Origin of the sequence: Agrobacterium sp. LAD9 (assembly GCF_003031125.1) — a bacterium.
GTDB classification, from domain to species: Bacteria; Pseudomonadota; Alphaproteobacteria; order Rhizobiales; family Rhizobiaceae; genus Agrobacterium; species Agrobacterium radiobacter.
Genome location: NZ_PHGS01000016.1, coordinates 93,352 through 115,082 on the forward strand (window position 1 = coordinate 93,352; position 21,731 = coordinate 115,082).

Sequence of the window (21,731 nt, forward strand, 5' to 3'; positions counted from 1 at the left end):
TACGTCCGGAAAATGCGGAAAACGAAAGATCGAGAGCGCGTCTGAACGCGCTCTAGGAAAGCCAGGCGGGAAGACGGGAATCAGCTCGGCCGGTCAGCGCGCTTTCAACGCAATCGGCAAGGCTGCCGAAGCGCACCGCGCGGCCGCTGAGGCCGGGCCCGTAATGGGCGTATTTGCCGGAATTGGTCATCAGGGCGCGGGTCTTCGTTGGGAAGACCGGCTCGGAAATCGAGCACCAGCAGAGATCAGGCAGCACCTGCACGCCGCTGCCATGCAGGCTTTGCAGCGTGCCGTCCTGCCCGGCCGCATCGATGACCTGCTGACCGGCAGTGACGATGACGGCGACATCCGCATGGCGCCTGCGGCCGGCAAATTCAGCCGCAAGCGCGTGGCACTCCTCCAGCGAGGCATGCGGACTGCCGATGGCGACAAGCTGCACCTCTTCCGGTCCTTCGTTGAGAAGCGACCAGCCGGCGGCCATATCGGCAAGCGAGATGGTGACGGTTTCAGCCGTGTCAATCGGGGTCAACCCGGCTTCCGGCGTTACACCCTCGATATGCAGCATGGGTGCTGCGGAGGTGGTGCCAAAAGCAGCGCAGAGCGCCTTCAAATCATCCCGAGACGGCTTTACAGAGCCGAGACCGCGCAGCAGCGGAATACAATCCGGCGCTGCCTTACCGGCGAGATAACCGACGAGCGGCCAGAAGGCGTCGTTGATGCCCTCAAGCAAAGCCACGTCGACAATCCGCTGCGGACGACGGTTTTCTTCGAGATAAACGCCTGACAATGGCGCCCTGCCCGTTAGTGCAATGCAGAGATCGAGAAAGTCAGGATGTTTGGCAGTGCGCGCGCCGAGCACCGTATTGGCGAAGATCACCGCGTTCGATTCCGCCCAGGCGATCGATTCGCCGGCACTCGGCGCGCTGTCGAGCAGGTAAGGCGAACAGGTGAAAGTGGGCCGACAGCCCATGCGCACATATGCATCCGCCAGTCTCGCGGCCGGATCGCCGAAATAATCAGGCACGCCCTGCGCCCGCCAGTGCGCCTTGTCCACCGAAATGGCGTTCATGGTCGTCGGCACCCGCACCCTGCCGCCCATATCAGCCATCTTTTCCGCGAAGGTGAGATTGGCGGGGCTGGCATAGATGCAGCCGTCAATGTGACCCTGCGTGATATCGATAAGCGCAGACGCCCCCTGCTGGGCCGCCATGGCGACGATGATGCGCATGGCCTGACGCACGGCAATGCCATCCCGACCCTCGAGCATCGCCCGGTCTTCATCCTCGAGGTCGAGATGGGCAATCGCCGGCGGCGCGATGGCAAGCGACAGGCCATCGGCCTCGATGATGTTTCCATCAATGCGGACATGGGCGGCCCGGGAAAAGCGGGCGAAATTTTCGGCGTCGAGGCGGATGACCGGCAGCGCCCGGTCGAACATTTCCGCCGCCACAAGTGCGCCCAGCGTCAGCACATCTTCCGCCTCGCAGAAAACCAGTGCGGACGGCGCGCGGCCGGTGAGGATGAGATCGAGCAACACGCCCGACCCCGTGCACGAGCCGCGGCTGGTCGGCATGAACAGCACGCCGCCGGTGAGACAGATGCCGTGCAGCGGGTGATGCACATCGATCACCCTGCCGGTGGCGGGATCGACACCACCCCAGAAACTCAACGCTTCTGTCGTGGCGATCACGGGGCCTTCGGCCGCACCGGCCAGAATGCTGCGGGCTTCAGGAACGGCTGTTGTCGAAACGGCAGAAGACATTGGAAATCTCCGTCAGAAACGTTGCGGCGAAAATGCCCTTGTATCGATGGCGGGTTTTTGCCCCGTCAGAAGATCGGCGACGATGCGGGCCGTGCCCGCCGATTGCGTCAGCCCCAGATGCCCGTGGCCGAAAGCATAAACCACCCGCGCCGTGTGCCGTGCTTCGCCAATGGCCGGCAGGCTGTCCGGCAGCGACGGGCGAAAGCCCATCCACTGCTTGCCGCCCTCGGTTTTCAGGCCCGGCAGGAATGCTTTCGCCTTGGCCAGAAGCGCCTCGGAACGGGCGAAATTGGCCGGAAGCTCAAGCCCGCCCAGCTCGACCGCACCGCCAACGCGGATGCCGGAAGAAAGCCGCGTGACGACGAAACCATGGCCGCCGAAGGTCACCTGCGTGCGCAGATCGAAAGCCCCGGACGGCAATGTGGTATTATACCCCCGTTCCGTTTCCAGCGGAATTTTTTCCCCGAGTGAACGGGCGATGCGATGCGAAAAGGCGCCCGCCGCCAGCACCACTTTGGCGGCCTTGCGGGTACGACCGTCATGGCTCACCACCTCGACACCATCTTCAAGCGGCCTGAGCGACGCGATATCGAGGCGTTCGATGCGCCCGCCTATGGCGCGGAAGTGTTCTGCCAGCGCCAGCGTGTAGAGCTTCGGGTCGGCGATGGAGTACCATCCCGGCGTGAACGTGCCGCAAGTGAAACGCGGCGCGATGCCGGGCTGTATCTCCGCCATCTGTTCGGCATTGAGATGCCGGAACTCGATGCCGTGGCGCTCGCGCGCCTTCCAGCCGGGAAGCGAACTTTCGAACTCCGCGTCGCTTTCATAGACCTGGAGGTTGCCCTCCTTGCGCAGCATGGCTGTTGTCTCGGTCTTTTTCAGGAACGGCTCCAGCTCGACCTTCGACAGATCCATCAGCGCCGTCTGGGCGGCGGTGGAATGTTCCACCTTCGATGCCGCACAGGCCCGCCAGAACCGGAACATCCACGGCGCGATCTTCAGCGCATAGGAAGGCGGCACGCTGAGCGGACCGAGCGGATCGAGCAGCCATTTCGGCGCTTTCCAGAGAATGCCGGGCGATGCGAGCGGCAGGATATCGGTGAAGGCAAAGGCGCCGGCATTGCCGGCTGAAGCGCCCGCTGCTGGTCCCTCACGGTCGATGACCGTGACCGAAAGACCGCGGCCCTGCGCCGCGATTGCCGCCGAGAGGCCGACGACGCCGGCCCCGATGACGATGACATCATGTGCAGGCATTACCGCACGCTCGCCAGGAACTTCTGGGTTTCAGCATGCTGCGGTGCGCCGAACAGCTGGTCCGGTGTGCCGATTTCCGCCATCACGCCCTGATGGAAGAAGGCGACGCGGTTCGAGACATCGCGGGCGAAGGCCATTTCGTGGGTGACGCAGATCATCGTCATGCCTTCATCCGCCAGCATCTTCAGCGTATCGAGCACCTCGCCCACCAGCATCGGGTCGAGCGCAGAGGTGACCTCGTCGAACAGCATATATTCCGGAGACATGGCAAGCGCGCGGGCAATCGCCATACGCTGCTGCTGGCCGCCGGACATGCGGTTCGGATAGACCTTCAGCTTTTCGGCAAGGCCGACATGGGTCAATTGCTTGACGGCGATTTCCTCAGCCTTCTCCTTGGAAATACCGAGCACCTTGCGTGGCGCCAGCATGACGTTTTCAAGCACCGTCAGATGCGGAAAGGCGTTCCATTGCTGGAAGACGATGCCAACCTTGCGGCGCAGCTTGTTGAGGTCGGTCGACTTGGCATGCACCTCGGTGCCGTCGATGACGATCTTGCCGCTGTCGATCGGCTCGAGGCCGTTGATGCAGGTGAGCAGCGTCGACTTGCCGGAACCGGAGCCGCCGATGATGGTGACGACCTCGCCCTTGTTGACGGTAAGGTTGATCCCTTTCAGAACCTCCAGCGGGCCGAAGGATTTGCGGACGTTTTCGATCTCAATCATTGGGGGACCACCGTCTTTCGAGATACCCGCCGAAACGGGCGATGGGGAAGCTGATAAGGAAGTAGATGGCGCCGCAGATCATCAGGATGGTCAGCGGTTCCTGCAGGCGGGTGACGAGAATCTGCGAGGCGCGCAGAAGCTCGATGAGGCCGAGCCACAGCACCAGTGCCGAATCCTTCATGACGCCGAGCGTCAGGCCGATCCAGGAGGGCAGCGACACGCGGGTGGCAAGCGGCAGCACGATGTAGCGCATGTCCTGCGACCACGTCATGCCGAGCGACCGGCAGGCGCGCCGCGTATTCGACGGCACCGCACCGATGCCGCCGCGCACGATCTCTGTGCAATAAGCCGCCGTATAAAGCGACAGCACCACGCAGGAGGTGGTGAATGGCGGCCAGCCGAGCTTGGCGATCGACTGGAAGGCATTGCCGAGCACCAGCTGGATCAGCAGCGGCACGGAGCGGAAAATATCCAGAATGAAGGTCAGCGGCAGCGACCAATAGGGGCCGAACTGGAAACGGATGATGCCGAAGATGATCCCCATGATGGTGCCTGCCGTGACGGCGACGGCGGTGACGGCAAGCGTCATGCCGGCACCCTTGGCCAGGAAGGCGAGATCACTCCAGGTGAGAGCGGTTTCAAACATGGCTCACCTCTCTCAATAACGGAACAGACGCGCAGCCAGCAATCGGGCAGCAAGCGTGACGATCTTGGCGATCACGTAATAGATGACCGCGGCAAGCGCGAAGAATTCGAAGGTGCGGAACGAGCGGGCGTTCAAGGCCTGCGTAACACCGGCGAGATCCGTATTCATGCCGACGGTGACACCGAGCGAGGTCATGAGGATTGCCCAGACCATCTGGTTGGTGGCAGGCAGAAACGCGACGCGCAGCATCTGCGGCATGATGATCAGACGGAAGGTCTGCATCGACGTCATGCCGAGCGAACGGCCGGAACGGGTCTGCGTATCGGGAATGGCTTTCAGCGCGCCACGGAAATTCTCCGCGAGATAACCGGCATTGTTGAAGGCGATACCGACCAGAAGCGCCGTATAGGGGCTCAGATGAATGCCGAAATTGCCAAGGCCGAAATGGGCCATGTAAATCTGGAACAGCGCCGGCGTGTTGCGGGCGACTTCCACCCAGACGGAGGCGAAAGCGCCAAGGATACGGTTGCCGGAGAGCCGGAACAGCGTCAGCGCGATGGCGAAGGTCAGACCGATCACCATCGACAGAATGGCGATCTGCAGCGTCACCACCGCACCGTCCAGAAGCTGCGGCAGAGCCTTCAGCGCCTGATTCCAGTGGAATGTATAGTTGAACATTAAGTGTCCCGCCTTTTCAGAAACGATCAACGGCGCGATCATTTCGACCGCGCCGTTTACGAAAAGTCCTGATCAGCGATAAACGCCGTTGACGGTGAGCGAGGGAACTTCGCCGCCAACCCATTTTTCGTAGAGTTCGGCGTAACGGCCGGTGCGAACCTGCTGGTTGATGAAGAGGTTCAGGTAGTTGATGAGGCCGTATTCATCGCGGTTGGTGAAGAGCGCGACATAGTCGATGTCGTAAGGCGCCTTGCCGACCACGGAGATGCCGGCGAACTTGCCGCCCTTCACGTTGGACTGGGCAACCGTCGAGGTGGAAACGGTGGCGTCGATCTGGCCCTGGCTGAGTGCGAGGAACACGTCTGCCTGCGTCTGGTACGGGCGGAATTCACCGACGCCCCACTCCTTGACCGACTTTTCGAGCGCGATGGCTTCGAAGGTGCCGGCGGTTGCGCCAACGGTCTTGCCCTTCATGTCTTCGAAAGACTTGATGCCCGACTTGTCGTTGGCGGTAACGGCCATTTCGAAGGCGAAGTAAGGCACGGTCATGCCGACTGTCTTGGCACGCTCCAGCGTATCGGAGGTGGACGCAACGCCGACATCGACGCGGCCGGACATCAGCGCCGGAATACGCTCGGGGAACGGCGTTTCGACAATTTCAGCCGTGACGCCGAGCGCCTTGGCGAGATCGTTGCAATAATCGACGTCGAAACCAACAGGATTGTTGGCGTCATCACGCGCGCCCATCGGCGGGAAGTCGAGCACAACGGCGCAACGCAGCGTGCCGGACGAAATAATGTCGTCAAGCTTGTCGGCCTTGGCCGGGGTGATAGCGGAAGTGGCGGCCAGCAGGCCGGCGAAAATGACCGATTTTTTCATTCTTGATTTGCTCCCAGAATTGGTCTGCCCTTGAAGGCGCGGTCACTATTTCCCCTAGAAAGCGATAAATCAACATAAAAATACAACGAGTATACAAAAAGAATTTTGTGCATGTGCGAACTGATGAGGTTCAGTGGATTAGTTTTGAAAGCTGGCGCGAGGAGCCGACAAGGTGAGCGGAAACATCAAAGGCCCCTCATCCCTGTGCTTGTCACAGGGATCCAGCCAGCCCAAGTCTTTGGGCTGAATAGAGTCTTTCCAACGCGCAGATGCGCGTCGGCTCGATTCCTGTGACAAGCACAGAAATGAAGACCTAAGGAATCTTTACGTCCGATAAAGTGGAATTCCGCTCCGACACAACCGCACCGAAAAGACAAGTTGCATTACCCCCACCTTTGTATACTTTATGTATTCAAAATGTGCGAGCCAATATCGGAGGATTATGATGAGCGACACCACCACCTTGACCATCGACGAACTATTTCAACGGGTGGAGGCGATTTTCCGCCGGGCTGGCTTAAATGCCGTGCAGTCGGGAGCGCTGGCGCGCGTCATCACCGCCGGTGAGCGCGACGCCTGCAAGTCCCATGGCATTTACCGCATTGAAGGCGCATTGCGCACCGTCAAGGCCGGCAAGGTGAAGCCCGATGCCACACCTGATGTGGCCGAGGAGGACGGTACGGCGATCGTGAAGGTCAATGCCAATGGCGGCTTCGCCAATCCTGCCTTCGAGCTTGGCCTGCCGGTTCTGGTGGAACGCGCGAAACGTTTGGGCGTCGCCGCACTCGTCATCAATGACTGCACCCATTTTTCGGCGCTCTGGCCCGAGGTGGAGGGACTGACCTCGAACGGGCTGGCCGGACTGGTGATGTGCCCGAGCTATTCCACCGTCGCGCCGACGGGAGGAACCAAACCGCTGCTTGGCACCAACCCCTTCGCTTTCGGCTGGCCGCGCAAGGACACCTCGCCTTACGTCTTTGATTTCGCGACATCCGTTGCCGCCCGCGGCGAGATAGAACTGCACCGGCGCGCGGGAAAACCTTTACCCGAAGGCTGGGCGGTCGATGCAGACGGCAATCCGACGACGGACCCGGAGGCGGCCCTTGCCGGCGCCATGCTGCCCTTTGGCGGCCACAAGGGTTCTGCCATCGGCACCATGATCGAGCTTCTCGCCGGCATCATGATCGGCGACCTCACCAGTCCCGAAGTGCTGGACTATCTCGGCACCACCACGCTTGCGCCCTTCCATGGGGAACTGATCGTCGCCTTTTCCCCAGAGGCCTTTGCCAAGGGGCGGCCGGGAGACCCCTTCCAGCGCGCGGAGGTGCTGTTCGACGCCATCATCGGCCAGGGCGCCCGCCTGCCCTCCGGCCGCCGTTTTGCCGCCCGCGCCAAATCGGAAAATGAAGGTATTACGCTGACCGCTGCTGAAATGGGCAGCCTCGACCGGCTGCTGGAGAAGGGACTGGACGCGGTCTCCTGACCGCAAAGCGGGAACAAGAAGGCTCGTGAACGCGGGCCTTCTCGCAATGACAAAGTCACTCAGCGTCTTTTGCGACTGCACAGCATCCCCTGCCCCGTCACCCCGGACCTGATCCGGGGTCCAGTGCGATCAAGTCTTTGATCGCGAAAGACTCATTCCTCTCGGCGCAAACGCGCCGCGGCTGGATGCCGGATCAAGTCCGGCATGACGGAGGAGAGACATCAAACCTCATGACATGCAAAAAGGCCCGCATTTGCGGGCCTTTTGTTTTCACGTCAACGGCTGCTTAGGCAGCCTTGCAGGCCTGCACCGCACCCGGAAGCTTGCTCCAGTCGGCGTACCAGCTGTTGAACAGCTTGAACTGCGCTTCGACATAACCGCGCTGACTATCCGTCAGGGCGTCGGTCTCGTTGAAATGCAGCGTGTATTCCTTGTCGCCCTTCAGCACCATCATGTGCTTGAAATAGAGAACCAGATCCGGGCCTTCATCGAAGGACGAGAGAACGGCGAGTGCCTGTTCCAGTTCCAGCGCGCGGGCGCGGGCATCCGCATCACCCTTGGCGGCGGCCTGCGACAGCTTGCAGAGGTGAATGACTTCCTTCGGCAGCACGTTGGCGATGCCGGTGATGGCGCCGGTTGCGCCGCAATTGACGAAGCCGTGGAAAACGGCGGTATCGACACCGATCATAAGAGTGACGTCGTCATCACGGCTGGTGATGTTTTCAGCAGCGTAACGCATATCCGCCGGGCCGCCGAATTCCTTGAAGCCGACGAGGTTCTTGTGCTCGGCGCGCAGCGCGAAGAAGAGATCGGCGCGGGTGGCGAAGCCATAATAGGGGCTGTTGTAGATGACGGCCGGGATTTCAGGAGCCGCCGCGAGGATGGCCTTGAAATGCGCCTTCTGGGCAGAGATGACCGAACCGCGCGACAGGACGCGCGGAATAACCATCAGACCCTTGGCGCCAACCTTCTGGGCGTGGGCAGCATGGGCAACGGCAGACGCCGTGTTGACCGCGCCGGTGCCGACGATGACCGGAATGCCAGCCTTCACCAGGCGCTCCACGCCTTCCATGCGCTGCTCATCCGTCAGGAGCGGCCAGTCGCCCATGGAACCGCAATAAACCACGGCCGACATGCCATCGGCGATCAGTTCCTTGCCCTTGCGAACAAGCGCATCGAAATCAGGGGTGCGATCATCCTTGCAGGGGGTCATCAAGGCGGGAATCACGCCGGAAAAAATGCTGGCCGTCATTACTAGCTCCTAAGGGACATGTTTTTCGGGAATGGACGCACGTCCGCGCCACCCTTTCGACAAGGACATTACTATCTTGTATTTTATTTGTCGACAAGAAATCGACAAGCTACAGATTTATTTCCAGCCGCTCGTTTCGCACCAGCAGTTTCTGCACCTGCCGCACGATCTGTTCGGCATGCTCCCGCGCCAGCCTTTCGGAAAGAGCGATATCGCGAGCGGCAATCGCCGCAATCATTTCTTCATGATCGTCAACGAAGCGCTTGGGCAGACGATCATCATAGGACTGGTAATAAAGCCTGAGGATGCGCCGTCCCTCATCCAAAAGCCGCTTGAACAGGCTGGTGAAATAGGGGTTGCGCCCGGCTTCGGCGATGGAAAGGTGAAGGGCGGCATTGGTGGAAATCATCGCCAGCGCATCCTGCTCCTCGACCGCAATGGCGAATTCCGCGTTGTGGGCGCGGATTCCGGCCAGATCTTCCGGACGGTGATATTGCGCGGCAAGCTGGGTCGTTACCCGGTACATCAACACAAGCGCATCGAAATAGGTATGCATGTTGAGGAAATCGATATTCGACACCATGGTGGAGCGGTTCGGCAGCGTATCGATCAGCCCCTCGCCCGAAAGCCGCACCAGTGCCTCGCGGATGGGCGTGCGTGACATCTTGAACCGCTCGGCAAGCTGCACCTCGTCGATGGGACTGCCCGGCGGCAGAACCAGATCGAGAATCTCGTCGCGCAGCAGATCATAGACCATCTTCACGCCGGAGCCGCGCTTGCGCTCGGCAGAAGCAATTATATCCGTCATCATCAAATCCCTCTTGTCGACATAAAGAGTACTATTATATTTTTTCGCAATCAACGCCGCGCAGCGCCGTCGCCTCTTCGAATGGCGGAATAATTGTTCAAAAACAACAAAAAGCCGTCGCGAAAATTGCCCGCGACGGCTTTTAATCGTTCGGTTTGTGGCGTGGGCGTTATTACCCCGCTTAAGGAAAGACGATTTCTCTAGGGAGCCAAGAATACGCGGCTTGTCCCTTCTCCCCGGCGGGGAGAAGAAACGCCCAGCAATGCCGCCCCTCAAACAAGACGTTAGTTGCGCAGGCCGGTGGCCACGACGGAAATCTTGAAGGCACCATCAAGCGTGGGGTCGAAGGAAGCGCCCATGACCACGTCGGTCTCTTCGCTCACAGCTTCGCGCACCAGCGTCATCGCCTCGTCGATTTCATAAAGCGTCAGATCGTTGCCGCCCGAGATGGATACCAGCGCGCCACGCGCCTCCTTCAGCGAGGGTTCGCCGAGCAGCGGATTCGCGATGGCTGCGGCCGCCGCTTCCGAGGCGCGTTTCGGACCCTTGGCCTGCGCCGTGCCCATCAGCGCCCGGCCGCCATTCTTCATGACATAGCGCACGTCGGCGAAATCGAGATTGACGAGGCCTTCGCGCAGGATGAGATCGGTGATGCAGCGCACGCCAAGCGACAGGACCTTGTCGGCCGTCTTCAGCGCATTCTCGAAGGTGGTGCCGGCATCGGCAATGCGCAGCAGGTTCTGGTTGGGAATGACGATGACGGTATCGGCCGTGTTGAGCAGGTTGGCAAAGCCATATTCAGCAGCGCGCATGCGGCGCGCGCCCTCGAAGCTGAAAGGAAGCGTGACGACACCGACGGTCAGGATATTTTTCGCCCGGCAGGCTTCGGCGATGACGGGGGCAGCACCCGTGCCGGTGCCGCCGCCCATGCCCGCGGTGATGAAACACATGTCGTAACCGCTCAGGTGATCCATGATCTCGTCGAGGGAATCGATCGCCGCCTGCCGGCCGACCTCCGGATCAGCGCCCGCTCCAAGCCCGCCGGTCAGTTCGGAGCTGAGCTGCACGAGACGCGGCGCATCGGTTTTCTTCAGCGCCTGAGCATCCGTATTGGCGGCGATGAAATCCACCCCGCTAATGCCCTCCGCAATCATGTTGTTGATCGCATTGCCGCCACCGCCACCGACGCCGACGACGGCGATATTGGGCGTGTTGCGGGCAATGGTGGCGCGCGGAGACTGGGTCATCGTCTTATTCTCTTTCTAAACTCATAGGGTCCCGCGCCGTTTTTTTGACCGCGGCACGCGAATGATCGGCAAGGTCCCAGCGCTTCCTCCCCGAGCGGGAAAGAGGCTGTAACGCTTTGAATTTTCATGCAGGCCTATCGCCCCATAATGGCGAAAGACCGGCGTTCCAGGGGGCGAAAGATGCTCCACGGCGACGTTCTCCGACCCCTTCCCCGGATGAAAACCGAACCGAATCAACTGCTTCGCTTCCTAGAGGTGATAGCCGAAAAGGCGCGCCGTTTACACTCCATTCACTATGTTTATCTCACTTTGGAACGAGTTACGCCGACAAGTGTTTGCTTGCCGACCGCGCTGGAGCGGCGGGAGATAAAACGGAACCGGCCCTTCCCGCTCCAGGCATAGTTGACGCATCGAAGGCCCGAAAACCGCGATGCACTGTTCGGTCCGATGCTCTGAAGCACACAGAATGGAGACAGGCATATGTTGGCAGACGTCTTGCAGAACGAACCGGGTTTCCGCACGGAACAGCCGCGTGTGCTGATCGTGGAAGACGAATTCCTCATCGCCATGGATATAGAGGATTCCATTTTGCAGGCGGAAGAAGAGGCTGATGTCATCGGCATCGCCAACCAGCTGGAAGAGGCCGTGGCGCTTGGCAGCCGCGCCGATATCGCCTTCGTCGACGTCAATCTTGCCGACGGACAGACCGGCCCGGAGATCGGGCGGCGGCTTTCCGAAGACCATGGCGTGGTGGTGATCTTCATGACGGCGAACCCCGAAGTCGTCGTCAATCTCGGCATAGGCGCCGGCGTGATCGCCAAGCCCGTGCCGCAGGATGCCGTGGAGCAGTGCCTTGCTTATGCCCTTGCCAGACGCGCAGGCACCCATGCCGTAACGCCCATCGGCATGATGGCTTTCGACTGAGATAATCCTGGAAATAAAGGGAAGTTTCCGAAAACAAAAAAGCCTGCCGCGGGAGGAGGTGCGGCAGGCTTTTTGAAAAGATGAACAGCGATATGGGAGGAGGAAAACCGCTGTCCCCGGGGCAATCCTTTGGGAGGAGGAGTAGGATCGCCCGCATTACCGAAAGGATGTGGGAGGAGGTACATCCGTTTCGATGATTTGAAGATACCATTTTTCTGCGCGTTTGACAGGCACAAGGTTGCAGCGCAGATATGCGTTTTGTGCATGGCAATATTCATCGTCGAAAATTCCTGGCGATTGGTTCGCTTCAGTCGTCCTCAGGCGTGGAATGACATCGCTTTGCACATACTCAACGTCATCCTCGGGCTTGACCCGAGGATCCTGACCCGTGGAAAGCAATGGATCCTCGGGTCAAGCCCGAGGATGACGGAGGAGAGGCCTCCAAAACAAAAACGCCCGCAAAGCGGGCGTTTGGGCATTCAATAGCGGCAATATCGTTATGATTACTTACCGACGGCGGCGCGGGCGACGCTGGTGATCTGGCTGCGATCGATACCGAGATCGTGCAGTTCACGGCTGCTCATACGGCCGAGTTCGTTGATGGTCTGACGATATTTGCGCCAATTGTTGAAGCTGCGTGCTACGTTCATGACATTACCCTTTCTGAGGTTTAGGTGACGTCAGTAACGTTTTCGTCCCGGCGTCCTTTGATGTCCTCTATATGCGCTTTTCGATGACGCATTAACAGGCAGAATAAGGCAATCCACCCATGCACTACATGCACGGGTTCCCCATGACGGTTTGCGGCGAAAAAGAAACGTGACTGAAATTCAGACAGTTCACCGGGCTTGGGACCGTCCCTGCCGCTCAGAACTTGTAGCGGACGCCGAATACGTTGGCGTTTGTGGCGCCTTTCATATTGCCCAATGTTTTGCCACCGCCGGAACGGTGGTGAAGACGCCAGAAGAATTCCGTCGAGGAATCCTCGCTGAAGGACACGTTGATTTCCGGCCCCAGATAAAACAGGACATTGGCATTGCCGTCGTCCTTGATTTCCTGTTCGCGCTCGCGGCCCCGCTGCGCATCTGTGACAAGGCTGAGGCCGGCGGTAAAGCTTGGCGTGATGAACAGCCGCTCTCCGAGCCTGATCTGCTCGTAACGCGCAACCGGACCCACCCAGACTTCACCCGTAAAGCCCTTGCCAAATCTGGCAGCGACGCCGATTTCGCCACCGAGTTTCACATTGCCGATATGGTAGGGATAAAACTGGTAGCCGCCGCCCAGAATGGCGTTGCGCTCATATTCCACCGGAAAGAGGGCTGCACTTTTCAGCATGTCTTCTTTCGTCAGGGCGCCGCCGAAACCGAATATCGCTTCGCTGGTCTCCGACGTCATATCTTCCGACGCGAGAGATGGTGTTGCTGCCAGTGCGATCATGCCAACCAGCGACAGACGTGCTGCAATATTCATTTTGCTACTCCTGAACAAAGCCCGCTTACCCAGCCGTCCTCATAGGCATATTCAGGGAAGGCGAACATACCGTTACCGAACACAATTAATTCAACTTGCGCGGAAATGGGCAAGACAAGCGTAATATTCGGCTGCTGTCAGCGCAGGAACCGCCTGAAACGGCGCAGTGCGAAAACGAAGAGCGCGGAGCCGATGGCCAGCAGCGCCAGCAGTTGCGGCCAGACCACATCCAGCCCCGCCCCTCTGAAAAGCACAGATTGCGCCAGAATGACAAAATGGGTGTTTGGCGCAAGAAGCATGATGTACTGGATGATATCAGGCATGCTTTCACGCGGCGTCATGGCGCCGGAGAGCACCTGCAGCGGCAGCAGGAACAGGATCAGCAACATGCCGAATTGCGGCATGGAACCCGCGACGGTCGCGAGGAATATGCCCATCGAGGTCATGGCGAAGAGCTGCAATGCCGTTCCGAGCAGGAAAAGCGAAAGCGAGCCTTCGATCGGAATGGCAAGCAGCCCCCTGACGACGACAAAGAGTGAAAACGCAGAAGCCACCAGCACGACAAGGCCCATGGACCAGACCTTGCTGAGCATGATTTCCAGCGGCGTGACCGGCATGACCAGCAGATGCTCGACCGTGCCATGCTCCCGCTCGCGAATGAGCGCCGCCCCCGTCAGCACGATCGACAGCATGGTGATGGCGGTGATGATGTTGTTGATCGAACCGAACCAGGACTTGTCCAGCTCCGGATTGAAGCGGGAGCGCAGGGTGAGGTCCACCGGCACCGCGGTCGCACCGCGATAGCGGTTGACATATTCCTGAACTTCGCTGGTCACGATGCTCTGCACATAACCGCCGCCGCTGAAGGCCTGGCTCATGCGGGTGGCGTCGATATTGAGCTGGATGGCGGGTTGTTGGCCCGCCATCAGCCGGCGCTGGAAATCCGGCGGGATGTTGAGCGCGAAGGTATCGAGGCCCGCATCCATGCGCTTGTCCATTTCCGCGATGGAAATCTGCTTCGGCGGCGCGAAATAAGGTGGATAAAACGCCGTGCTGATGCGACCGGAAAGCGGCGACTGATCCTCATCGACAATGGCGATGGCGGCATTGTTGAGCGTTTCCGGCAGCGCGCTGGAGCCGGTATAGATCTGCAGCGTGAAGGCATAGACGATGAGGAGCAGCAGCATGCCGTCACGCGCAAGGCCGCGCAGTTCCTTGATGCCGAGCTGGAAGATGTTGGACGAAAACAGCCTCATGACGCCTGTTTCCTCAAAAGTGCGGCACCGGCAATGAGCAGCAGCGGGATGGCTATGAGAAGCGGCAGGAACGAGCCGGAAAGCCCGGCGAAATCAAGCCCCTTCGAGAAGGTCCCACGCGAAATGGTCATGAAATAGGTGGCGGGATAGATGTTGCCGATAAAGGCACCGGCGCCCTGCAGCGACGAGACGGGATCAATCATGCCGGAATATTGCGTGGCCGGAATAAGCGTCAGCAGGGCCGTGCCGAAGATCGCCGCGATCTGGCTCTTCATGAAGGACGACATGAGAAGGCCGATGGAGGTGGCGATGATGACATAGAGCAACGCTCCCGCCGCATAGGTGAGATAACTTCCGGTGAAAGGCACCTGGAAGACGAAGACCGCAAATGCCGTCAGAAGCAGGAAGTTGAGCATGCCGAGGGCGACATAGGGAAGCTGTTTGCCGATCAGGAATTCCAGCCGCGTGGTTGGCGTCACATAAAGATTGACGATGGAGCCAAGCTCCTTTTCCCTGACGACGCTGAGGGCCGCCAGCATGGCGGGAATGAGCATGAGCAGCAGCGGAATGACCGCCGGCACCATGGCGACGAGGCTTTTGACATCAGGATTGTAACGATACCGCGTTTCGATGCTGAAGCTGTTTTGCGTGGCGGCGCTGCCGTAAATCTCGGCGGCCTTGCGCGCCAGCCATGTCTGGTGCATGCCCTGCACGTAACCGCGCACCGTCTCGGCCCGCTGCGGCATGGCGCCGTCGATCCAGGCGCCCACCTCCACCGTCTTGCCGCGCAAGACATCCCGGCCGAAACCGGGGGGAATTTCAATGGCTAGGCTGAGTTCCCCATCACGCATCCGCCGGTCCATATCGGCATAATCGCGGATCGGTTCCTTTTCAATGAAATAACGCGAGCCGGCGATATCGAGCACATAATCCCGGCTGATGGTGGAATCGTCACGGTCCAGCACCGCAAAGGTCAGGTCCTCGACATCGAGATTGATACCGTATCCGATGACGAACATCAGGATGACGCTGCCGAGCACCGCCAGCGTGCCGCGAATGGGATCACGCTGCAATTCCAGCGCCTCACGGCGGGTATAGCTGAACATGCGCCTGAAATCGAAAAACCTCTTGCGGACGGGGGCGGCATGTTGTGTCGTGGGCACCTCAGTTGCCGGAGCCGACGGTGCCACAGGTTCCACTTTTTTCACACCAGAGGCATCCTCGAGATAGGCGACGAAAGCTTCTTCAAGCGTTGCGGCATTTCGGCTCTTGGTGATCGCATCAGGCGTATCGCTGATCAGCACCTTGCCGGCATGCATCAGCGAAATACGGTCGCAGCGCTCCGCCTCGTTCATGAAATGGGTGGAGATGAAGATGGTGACATTGTCGTTGCGCGAGAGATCGGCGAGGATTTGCCAGAACCCGTCGCGCGCCACCGGATCGACGCCAGAGGTCGGCTCATCGAGGATGAGAATGTCAGGCGAATGGATCATCGCCACCGCCAGCGACAGCCTCTGGCGGATGCCGAGCGGCAGGTCGTCCGGCAGCGTCTCCATGACCGCGCCAAGATCGAAGCGCTCGGCCATTTCGGCGATACGCGGCTGAATGGTTTCTTCCGGCAGCTTGAACAGGCGCGCGTGAAGATCGAGGTTCTGCCGCACCGTCAGTTCTGAATAAAGCGAAAAGGCCTGGCTCATGTAACCGACGCGATGACGGATCGCCATATCTCTGGCATCCACCTTGTGCCCGAAGAGCTTGGCCTCGCCTTCGCTGGCCGCCAGAAGCCCGGTCAGCATCTTCATGGTCGTGGATTTCCCGCAGCCATTGGAGCCGAGAAAACCGAAAATCTCGCCGCGCGGAATCTTGAAGCTGACATTGTCGACGGCGGTGAAATCGCCGAAGCGCATGCTGAGATGCGACGCTTCGATGGCATAATCGCCCTCACCGGTCACCTTGCGCGGCGCGATATGGACTTCGTGGTATCCCTTGCGCTTTTCTTCGGGGAGAAGTGCGATGAAGGCTGCATCGAGATTAGGTGCCGACGTGCGCTCCAGAAGTTCGGCAGGCGAACCGGTAGCCAGTATTTTGCCACCATCCATGGCAACCAGCCAGTCGAAACCGGCGGCCTCTTCCATATAGGCCGTTGCGACGATGACGCTCATGCCCGGACGCCCGGCCCGGATGGAATCGATCAATTCCCAGAACTGCCGGCGCGACAACGGGTCGACGCCTGTGGTCGGCTCATCGAGGATAAGCAGGTCCGGATCGTGGATCAGCGCACAGCACAGCCCCAGCTTCTGTTTCATGCCGCCGGAAAGCTTCATCGCGGGGCGATCGGCGAATGGTTCGAGGCCGGTACTCTTCAGCAATTCGGCAATGCGCGCCTGCCGCTCCCTGCTGCCCTGTCCGAACAGCCTGCCGAAAAAGTCGATATTTTCGAAGACGGACAGGGTGGGATAAAGGTTCTTGCCAAGACCCTGCGGCATATAGGCGATGCGCGGGCAGGTATCCTCACGGTGACGCGGATCGGACATGTCGCCGCCCAGAACCTCTACCTTGCCCTTCTGGATGGCCCGCGCGCCGGAAACGAGCGACAACAGGCTCGATTTGCCAACACCGTCAGGCCCGATAAGCCCTATCATCCGCCCTGCGGGAATCTCGACCGATATATCGGCCAGCGCAATGGTACTTCCGAAGGTCAGCCGCACATCGGTCAATCGCGCGACCGGTGCGTTCCTGTCATTCGTTGCGGGAGGCGCGACCATGGTGGCCACCGTCACTTGACGAGATTGCGTTCGAGATTTTCCGGCCAGGCGGCCTGCGGATCAAGCCGCACATAGGCCATGCCGGGCAGTCCGGTTTTGACATACTGGATATATTTCTGCAGCAGTTCCTGAGGGATTTGCGCCCGCACCCGGAATGTCAGCTTCTGGCGTTCCTCTTCGGTCTCCACCGTCTTCGGCGTGAACTGCGCGACATCGGCGACGAAGGAAACTTTCGCCGGAATGGTATATTGCGGGGCGGCGTCCAGTATCAGGCGCACATCGGAGCCCATGGATGTGCGGCCAGCCTCGGCCGTCGGCAGGAAGAACGTCATGTAAACGTCTCCGAGATCGACGAGGTTCAGAACCCGTCCACCGGCGGAAAGCACCTCTCCGGGCTGGGCGATACGATATTGCACGCGGCCGTCGCGGGGCGATTTCAGCGTCGCATCGGCTATGTCAGTCTCAATGCTTTCAATATCGGCATGCGCGGCATCGACCGCCGCCTCGGCATCAACGATCTGCGCTTTGGCGGCATTGATTGCGGCGTCGGAGGCAGCAAGCGAGGCCTGCGCGGAGGCGAGCGTGGCGCGGGCGGATTGCTCGGCGGCTTCACTGTCGTCGACGATCTGTTGCGAGACGGCGTTGCCCGTCAGCAGCTGCTTCGAGCGTGCATAGGTCTTGGAGGCGGAATCAAGCTGGGCCTTGCGCTGTTCCACTATCGCCAGCGCCGAGGTCTTTTCCGCCTCCCGCTGGGCGACAAGGCTGTTGGCCGTATCGATTGCTATTTTCGCACGGCGGAACTGTGCTTCGGCCTGACGCTTCCGCGCTTCCAACTGGGCGGTGTCCATCTGTGCCAGCACCTGCCCGGCCTTCACGAAATCGCCTTCGCGCACCATGATGTCCTGAAGGCGGCCGGCGGTTTTGGTGGAAATATCGATCTCGACCGCCTCGATCCGGCCGTTGCTGGACGCGAAACCGGAAGGCAGCCCCTCCCCCTTCAGCTTCGACCAGGCAAAGTAAGCGGCAACGGCAACAACCAGAACCACCAGACCAATGAGCAAGCCTTTTTTAGACATCCGTCTTCCCCATGAACCCTTCAGGTTTCAACCGTAATACGTAAAAACCGAAGAAGCCAGCCACCATCGCGTTTAGAATCTGTGCCCGGTATTTCTCCTGTTTAAGGGAATGGACCGGGTCATGGGCTGTTTAGGTGTCGTGGTGTTTTGTGGCCTTGACACAAGTCAAATGCCTTGAGGGTTTGCAAACCGTAGAGGTTGCAAAGCCCTATGAAACCGCCTCGTTTGGCAAAGCCGCATCATCCGCACCCCGTCACCCCGGACTTGATCCGGGGTCTAGCGCGATCAAGTCCTTGATCGCAGGAGAATCCTCTCACGGCGCAGACGCGCCGTGGCTGGATGCCGGATCAAGTCCGGCATGACGGAGGAGAGGGGCCTGTACCTTAAATAGCCAAAGGCCGCAGGGTGAAGCCCGCGGCCTCGTATTTGTCATAGCGACCGCGCCTCACACCGCCCGCACCCGCTTCACCTCCGCCTGCGTCCATTCCGGCAGCCAGTCGCGATGGGCCAGCAGCAGATCGTCCACCAGCGACCAGATCTGGTCGAGGTCAAGTTCGGCTGCCGTATGCGGATCCATCATCGCGGCATGGAAGATGTGCTCGCGGTTTTCGCTCATCAGCGCCCGAACCGTCAGTTCCTGCACATTGATGTTAGTGCGCATCAGCGCTGTCAGTTGCGGCGGCAATTCACCGATGAAGGTCGGCTGTATACCGTTATGGTCAACAAGGCAGGGCACTTCCGCCGCGCAATCTGATGGCAGCGAGGTGATGCAGCCATTGTTGCGCTGGTTGCCGTAGATGACCGAGGGTTCGCCGGTCCAGACCGAGTTGATGATGGAGGAAGCATATTCCTTCGACTGTTTGACCTCGATCTTCTCGGCCGAGCGGTAGGCGGCCGCCTGCCCCTTCCAGCGTTCGATCTGCTCGACGCAGCGCTTGGGATATTCATCAAGCGGGATGCCGAATTTCTCGATCAGGTCTTCACGTCCTTCCTTGATGAAATAGGGCGTATATTCGGCAAAATGCTCGGAACTTTCAGTGACGAAATAACCGAGCCGCGTCAGCATCTCGTAACGCACCTTGTTAGGGCAGCGCGGGTTCCAGCCGGGTTTTGGCGCTCGGCCTTCGCGATAGGCGCGCACGAGATCGGGATAAAGGCTCCTGTAGCTGCCATCCGGCTGGCGATGTTCGAATTCGAGGAAGAACGCCATGTGATTGATGCCCGCCGAACGGTAACGGATTTCCTCGTAAGGGATATCGAGATCATGGGCGAGTTCCATGGCCGTGCCCTGAACCGAATGGCAAAGGCCCACCTGCCGGATCGTCGGATATTTCTCGGCAATCGCCCAGGTGTTGATCGCCATGGGGTTCACATATTGCAGCATGATCGCGTTCGGGCAGACGGCCAGCATGTCCTCGCAGATCTTCCACAGATGCGGCACGGTGCGAAGACCGCGCATGATGCCGCCGACGCCGAGCGTATCGGCAATGGTCTGGCGCAGGCCATATTTGCGCGGCACCTCGAAATCGGTGACCGTGCAGGGCTCGTAACCGCCGATCTGGAAGGCGACGACGACGAAATCAGCGCCGGCAAGCGCCTTTTTCTGGTCGGTATAGGTCTCGGCCTTCGCCTTCGCCCCCAGCGTCGAAATCAGCTTGTTGACGACGACGGCGCTTTCTTCCAGCCTTTCACGGTTGATATCCATGAGTGCGATGGTGGCGCCCGAAAGGGCCGGACGCTGCAGCACGTCGCCGACGATGTTCTTCATGAACACCGTGGAGCCTGCGCCGATAAATGTGATCTTGGGATCTCTTGCCATGTCTACCTCCGGCATTGGAATTCAAGCGATTTCGAAGGCGGCCCGTACAAGCCGCTGAGTATATTCTGTTTTTGGGTTTGTCAGCACATCCTCGACAGGCCCTTGCTCGACTATCTGCCCGCGCTGCATGACGATGACGCGGTGGCAGAGCGCGCGGACCACTTTCAGGTCGTGGGAAATGAACAGGTAGCTTAAGCCCCGCTCATCCTGCAGCTTGCGCAGCAGATCGATGATCTGCGCCTGCACGGAAAGATCGAGCGCCGAGGTCGGCTCATCGAGCAGGATGAATTCCGGCTCCAGCGCCACGGCGCGCGCAATGGCGATGCGCTGGCGCTGGCCGCCGGAAAATTCATGCGGGAAACGTGAGAGGATGTTACCGGGCATGCCGGCCGCCTCCAGCGCGTCTCGCACCCGGTCCAGCCTTTCGGCCTTGGTCCGGCCAAGACCATTGATGATCAGCCCTTCCTCGATGATCTGGCCGATGGTCATGCGCGGATTGAGTGACGCGAAGGGGTCCTGAAACACGATCTGCATGCGCGAACGCAGGGGCCGCATTTCAGCGCGGGAGCGGCCGTCGACCCTCTCCCCGTCAAAGATCACCTCGCCGCCCACCGGCTCGTTCAGCCGCAGCAGCGATTGCCCAAAGGTCGTCTTGCCGGAGCCGGATTCACCGACGAGCCCTAGAGTCTCGTGTCTGTTGAGGGTGAGCCCCAGACTGTCGACGGCGATCAGTTCCTTCAATTCGGGTTTGAACAGCCCGCCATAACGCATCATGAAGGAGACGCGCACGCCGTTTGCCGTGAGCAGCACGCCGGAATTCTCCGGCAGCGGCTTTGCCGTTCCCTGTGGTTCGGAAGCGAGCAGCTTCTTCGTATAGGGGTGCTGCGGCGCTGCAAACAGCTGTTCGGTGGTGTTATGTTCGCGCATCTCGCCATGCTGCATGACGTAAACGTAATCGGAAAACTGCTTCACGATCGTCAGGTCATGGGTGATGAGGACCACGGCCATGCCGCGTTTCTTCTGCAGGTCGCGGATAAGGTTGAGGATCTGCGCCTGCACCGTCACATCCAGCGCTGTGGTGGGTTCATCGGCAATCAGCACGTCAGGATCGTTGGAGAGCGCCATGGCGATCATCACACGCTGTCGCTGGCCGCCGGAAAGCTGGTGCGGATATTGTTTCAGCCGTGCTTCCGGCTCCGGTATCTGCACCTGCCGCAGAAGATCGAGCGCCCTCGCCTCGGCTTCCTTGCGGCTGAGTTTCGAGTGCACCCGGATCGCCTCGACGATCTGGCTGCCGATCGTATAGATCGGGTTCAATGAACTCATCGGCTCCTGAAAGATCATCGAAATGCGGTTGCCACGCAGCGCCCGGCGCTGGCGTGACGAGAATTTCAGGATGTCCTCGCCGTTGAAGCGCACCACTGCCGATTTCGAAATCGTTGCCCGCTTCGTCAGAAGGCCCATGACGGTGCGAGCCGTGACGGATTTCCCCGAACCGGATTCACCGACGATGGCAATCGTCTCGCCGCGATAGAGCTGGAAGGAAATATCCTTCACCGCCTCCACCGTTCCGTGCTCCACCTTGAAGGTCACGGCAATGTTGCGGGCATCGATAATGGCGTTGTCCTTGCGGTCATCGGCGTCGAGACGAATGGCGGGGGCATAGGCATTGTTCTGGCTAGCTACCATG

Annotated in this window: 18 protein-coding genes; 2 read left to right on the forward strand and 16 right to left on the reverse strand. The window is 59.8% G+C overall.

The window, feature by feature from the left end; translation table 11 throughout:
- Positions 1–52: 52 nt before the first annotated feature.
- From DA915_RS17790 to DA915_RS17815, 6 genes are all read right to left on the reverse strand, one after another.
- Entirely contained in the window at positions 53–1,762 is a 1,710-nt protein-coding gene (locus DA915_RS17790) for an aconitase X (protein WP_107676780.1), read from the reverse strand.
- 12 nt (positions 1,763–1,774) lie between these two features.
- A complete protein-coding gene (locus tag DA915_RS17795; protein WP_107676781.1) occupies positions 1,775–3,016 on the reverse strand; it encodes an FAD-binding oxidoreductase in 1,242 nt (413 codons plus the stop codon).
- Positions 3,016–3,738 (reverse strand): amino acid ABC transporter ATP-binding protein, encoded by a 723-nt coding sequence (locus DA915_RS17800; RefSeq protein WP_003505658.1) that lies wholly within the window; start codon positions 3,736–3,738, stop codon positions 3,016–3,018. The genes DA915_RS17795 and DA915_RS17800 overlap by 1 nt, the downstream gene beginning before the upstream one ends.
- Positions 3,731–4,384, reverse strand: coding sequence for an amino acid ABC transporter permease (locus DA915_RS17805; RefSeq protein WP_003505657.1), 654 nt, complete (start codon positions 4,382–4,384; stop codon positions 3,731–3,733). Before DA915_RS17805 ends, DA915_RS17800 begins: the two co-directional genes overlap by 8 nt.
- A 12-nt stretch (positions 4,385–4,396) precedes the next feature.
- Entirely contained in the window at positions 4,397–5,062 is a 666-nt protein-coding gene (locus tag DA915_RS17810) for an amino acid ABC transporter permease (RefSeq protein ID WP_080864430.1), read from the reverse strand.
- Positions 5,063–5,134: 72 nt separating this feature from the next.
- A complete protein-coding gene (locus tag DA915_RS17815; protein ID WP_087747018.1) occupies positions 5,135–5,941 on the reverse strand; it encodes a transporter substrate-binding domain-containing protein in 807 nt (268 codons plus the stop codon).
- A gap of 445 nt (positions 5,942–6,386) precedes the next feature.
- Between DA915_RS17815 and DA915_RS17825 the strand changes: the two genes are divergently transcribed.
- The gene (locus tag DA915_RS17825; protein ID WP_107676782.1) at positions 6,387–7,424 is read left to right on the forward strand and encodes an Ldh family oxidoreductase; all 1,038 of its coding nucleotides are present in this window, start codon (positions 6,387–6,389) and stop codon (positions 7,422–7,424) included.
- A 286-nt stretch (positions 7,425–7,710) separates the two neighbouring features.
- On the opposite strand, the gene DA915_RS17830 is transcribed toward DA915_RS17825, so the two are convergent.
- From DA915_RS17830 to ftsZ, 3 genes are all read right to left on the reverse strand, one after another.
- Positions 7,711–8,676: a dihydrodipicolinate synthase family protein gene (locus DA915_RS17830; RefSeq protein WP_107676783.1), complete on the reverse strand. Its 966-nt coding sequence runs from the start codon at positions 8,674–8,676 to the stop codon at positions 7,711–7,713.
- A 109-nt stretch (positions 8,677–8,785) separates the two neighbouring features.
- Positions 8,786–9,484 (reverse strand): GntR family transcriptional regulator, encoded by a 699-nt coding sequence (locus tag DA915_RS17835; protein WP_003505651.1) that lies wholly within the window; start codon positions 9,482–9,484, stop codon positions 8,786–8,788.
- A 284-nt stretch (positions 9,485–9,768) separates the two neighbouring features.
- Positions 9,769–10,731: a cell division protein FtsZ gene (gene ftsZ, locus DA915_RS17840; protein WP_107676784.1), complete on the reverse strand. Its 963-nt coding sequence runs from the start codon at positions 10,729–10,731 to the stop codon at positions 9,769–9,771.
- Positions 10,732–11,211: 480 nt separating this feature from the next.
- Here ftsZ and DA915_RS17850 point away from each other — a divergent pair, with 480 nt between their 5' ends.
- A complete protein-coding gene (locus DA915_RS17850) occupies positions 11,212–11,655 on the forward strand; it encodes a response regulator (protein WP_107676785.1) in 444 nt (147 codons plus the stop codon).
- 503 nt (positions 11,656–12,158) lie between these two features.
- Here DA915_RS17850 and DA915_RS17860 read toward each other — a convergent pair.
- The 7 genes from DA915_RS17860 to DA915_RS17890 all read right to left on the reverse strand — a co-directional run bounded on the left by DA915_RS17860 (position 12,159) and on the right by DA915_RS17890 (position 21,730).
- Positions 12,159–12,305 (reverse strand): DUF1127 domain-containing protein, encoded by a 147-nt coding sequence (locus DA915_RS17860; RefSeq protein WP_003505647.1) that lies wholly within the window; start codon positions 12,303–12,305, stop codon positions 12,159–12,161.
- Between the two features lie 217 nt (positions 12,306–12,522).
- Complete coding sequence (locus tag DA915_RS17865; protein ID WP_162722637.1) at positions 12,523–13,125, reverse strand: hypothetical protein; 603 nt, start codon at positions 13,123–13,125, stop codon at positions 12,523–12,525.
- Between the two features lie 137 nt (positions 13,126–13,262).
- The gene (locus DA915_RS17870; protein ID WP_020810891.1) at positions 13,263–14,381 is read right to left on the reverse strand and encodes an ABC transporter permease; all 1,119 of its coding nucleotides are present in this window, start codon (positions 14,379–14,381) and stop codon (positions 13,263–13,265) included.
- On the reverse strand, positions 14,378–17,146 hold the full coding sequence (gene rbbA, locus DA915_RS17875) for a ribosome-associated ATPase/putative transporter RbbA (RefSeq protein ID WP_107676914.1): 2,769 nt from the start codon (positions 17,144–17,146) through the stop codon (positions 14,378–14,380). The genes DA915_RS17870 and rbbA overlap by 4 nt, the downstream gene beginning before the upstream one ends.
- Before the next feature lie 11 nt (positions 17,147–17,157).
- Complete coding sequence (locus tag DA915_RS17880) at positions 17,158–18,222, reverse strand: HlyD family secretion protein (protein WP_107676786.1); 1,065 nt, start codon at positions 18,220–18,222, stop codon at positions 17,158–17,160.
- Between the two features lie 445 nt (positions 18,223–18,667).
- Positions 18,668–20,041: an alpha-glucosidase/alpha-galactosidase gene (locus tag DA915_RS17885; protein ID WP_107676787.1), complete on the reverse strand. Its 1,374-nt coding sequence runs from the start codon at positions 20,039–20,041 to the stop codon at positions 18,668–18,670.
- 21 nt (positions 20,042–20,062) lie between these two features.
- A complete protein-coding gene (locus DA915_RS17890; RefSeq protein WP_107676788.1) occupies positions 20,063–21,730 on the reverse strand; it encodes an ABC transporter ATP-binding protein in 1,668 nt (555 codons plus the stop codon).
- Position 21,731 lies beyond the last annotated feature (1 nt).

Bases quoted from the DNA above. Each gene is read 5' to 3' on its own strand.
- DA915_RS17790 (WP_107676780.1), bottom strand. From the start codon at position 1,762: ATGTCTTCTGCCGTTTCGACAACAGCCGTTCCTGAAGCCCGCAGCATT.
- DA915_RS17795 (WP_107676781.1), bottom strand. From the start codon at position 3,016: ATGCCTGCACATGATGTCATCGTCATCGGGGCCGGCGTCGTCGGCCTC.
- DA915_RS17800 (WP_003505658.1), bottom strand. From the start codon at position 3,738: ATGATTGAGATCGAAAACGTCCGCAAATCCTTCGGCCCGCTGGAGGTT.
- DA915_RS17805 (WP_003505657.1), bottom strand. From the start codon at position 4,384: ATGTTTGAAACCGCTCTCACCTGGAGTGATCTCGCCTTCCTGGCCAAG.
- DA915_RS17810 (WP_080864430.1), bottom strand. From the start codon at position 5,062: ATGTTCAACTATACATTCCACTGGAATCAGGCGCTGAAGGCTCTGCCG.
- DA915_RS17815 (WP_087747018.1), bottom strand. From the start codon at position 5,941: ATGAAAAAATCGGTCATTTTCGCCGGCCTGCTGGCCGCCACTTCCGCT.
- DA915_RS17825 (WP_107676782.1), top strand. From the start codon at position 6,387: ATGAGCGACACCACCACCTTGACCATCGACGAACTATTTCAACGGGTG.
- DA915_RS17830 (WP_107676783.1), bottom strand. From the start codon at position 8,676: ATGACGGCCAGCATTTTTTCCGGCGTGATTCCCGCCTTGATGACCCCC.
- DA915_RS17835 (WP_003505651.1), bottom strand. From the start codon at position 9,484: ATGACGGATATAATTGCTTCTGCCGAGCGCAAGCGCGGCTCCGGCGTG.
- ftsZ (WP_107676784.1), bottom strand. From the start codon at position 10,731: ATGACCCAGTCTCCGCGCGCCACCATTGCCCGCAACACGCCCAATATC.
- DA915_RS17850 (WP_107676785.1), top strand. From the start codon at position 11,212: ATGTTGGCAGACGTCTTGCAGAACGAACCGGGTTTCCGCACGGAACAG.
- DA915_RS17860 (WP_003505647.1), bottom strand. From the start codon at position 12,305: ATGAACGTAGCACGCAGCTTCAACAATTGGCGCAAATATCGTCAGACC.
- DA915_RS17865 (WP_162722637.1), bottom strand. From the start codon at position 13,125: ATGAATATTGCAGCACGTCTGTCGCTGGTTGGCATGATCGCACTGGCA.
- DA915_RS17870 (WP_020810891.1), bottom strand. From the start codon at position 14,381: ATGAGGCTGTTTTCGTCCAACATCTTCCAGCTCGGCATCAAGGAACTG.
- rbbA (WP_107676914.1), bottom strand. From the start codon at position 17,146: ATGGTCGCGCCTCCCGCAACGAATGACAGGAACGCACCGGTCGCGCGA.
- DA915_RS17880 (WP_107676786.1), bottom strand. From the start codon at position 18,222: ATGTCTAAAAAAGGCTTGCTCATTGGTCTGGTGGTTCTGGTTGTTGCC.
- DA915_RS17885 (WP_107676787.1), bottom strand. From the start codon at position 20,041: ATGGCAAGAGATCCCAAGATCACATTTATCGGCGCAGGCTCCACGGTG.
- DA915_RS17890 (WP_107676788.1), bottom strand. From the start codon at position 21,730: ATGGTAGCTAGCCAGAACAATGCCTATGCCCCCGCCATTCGTCTCGAC.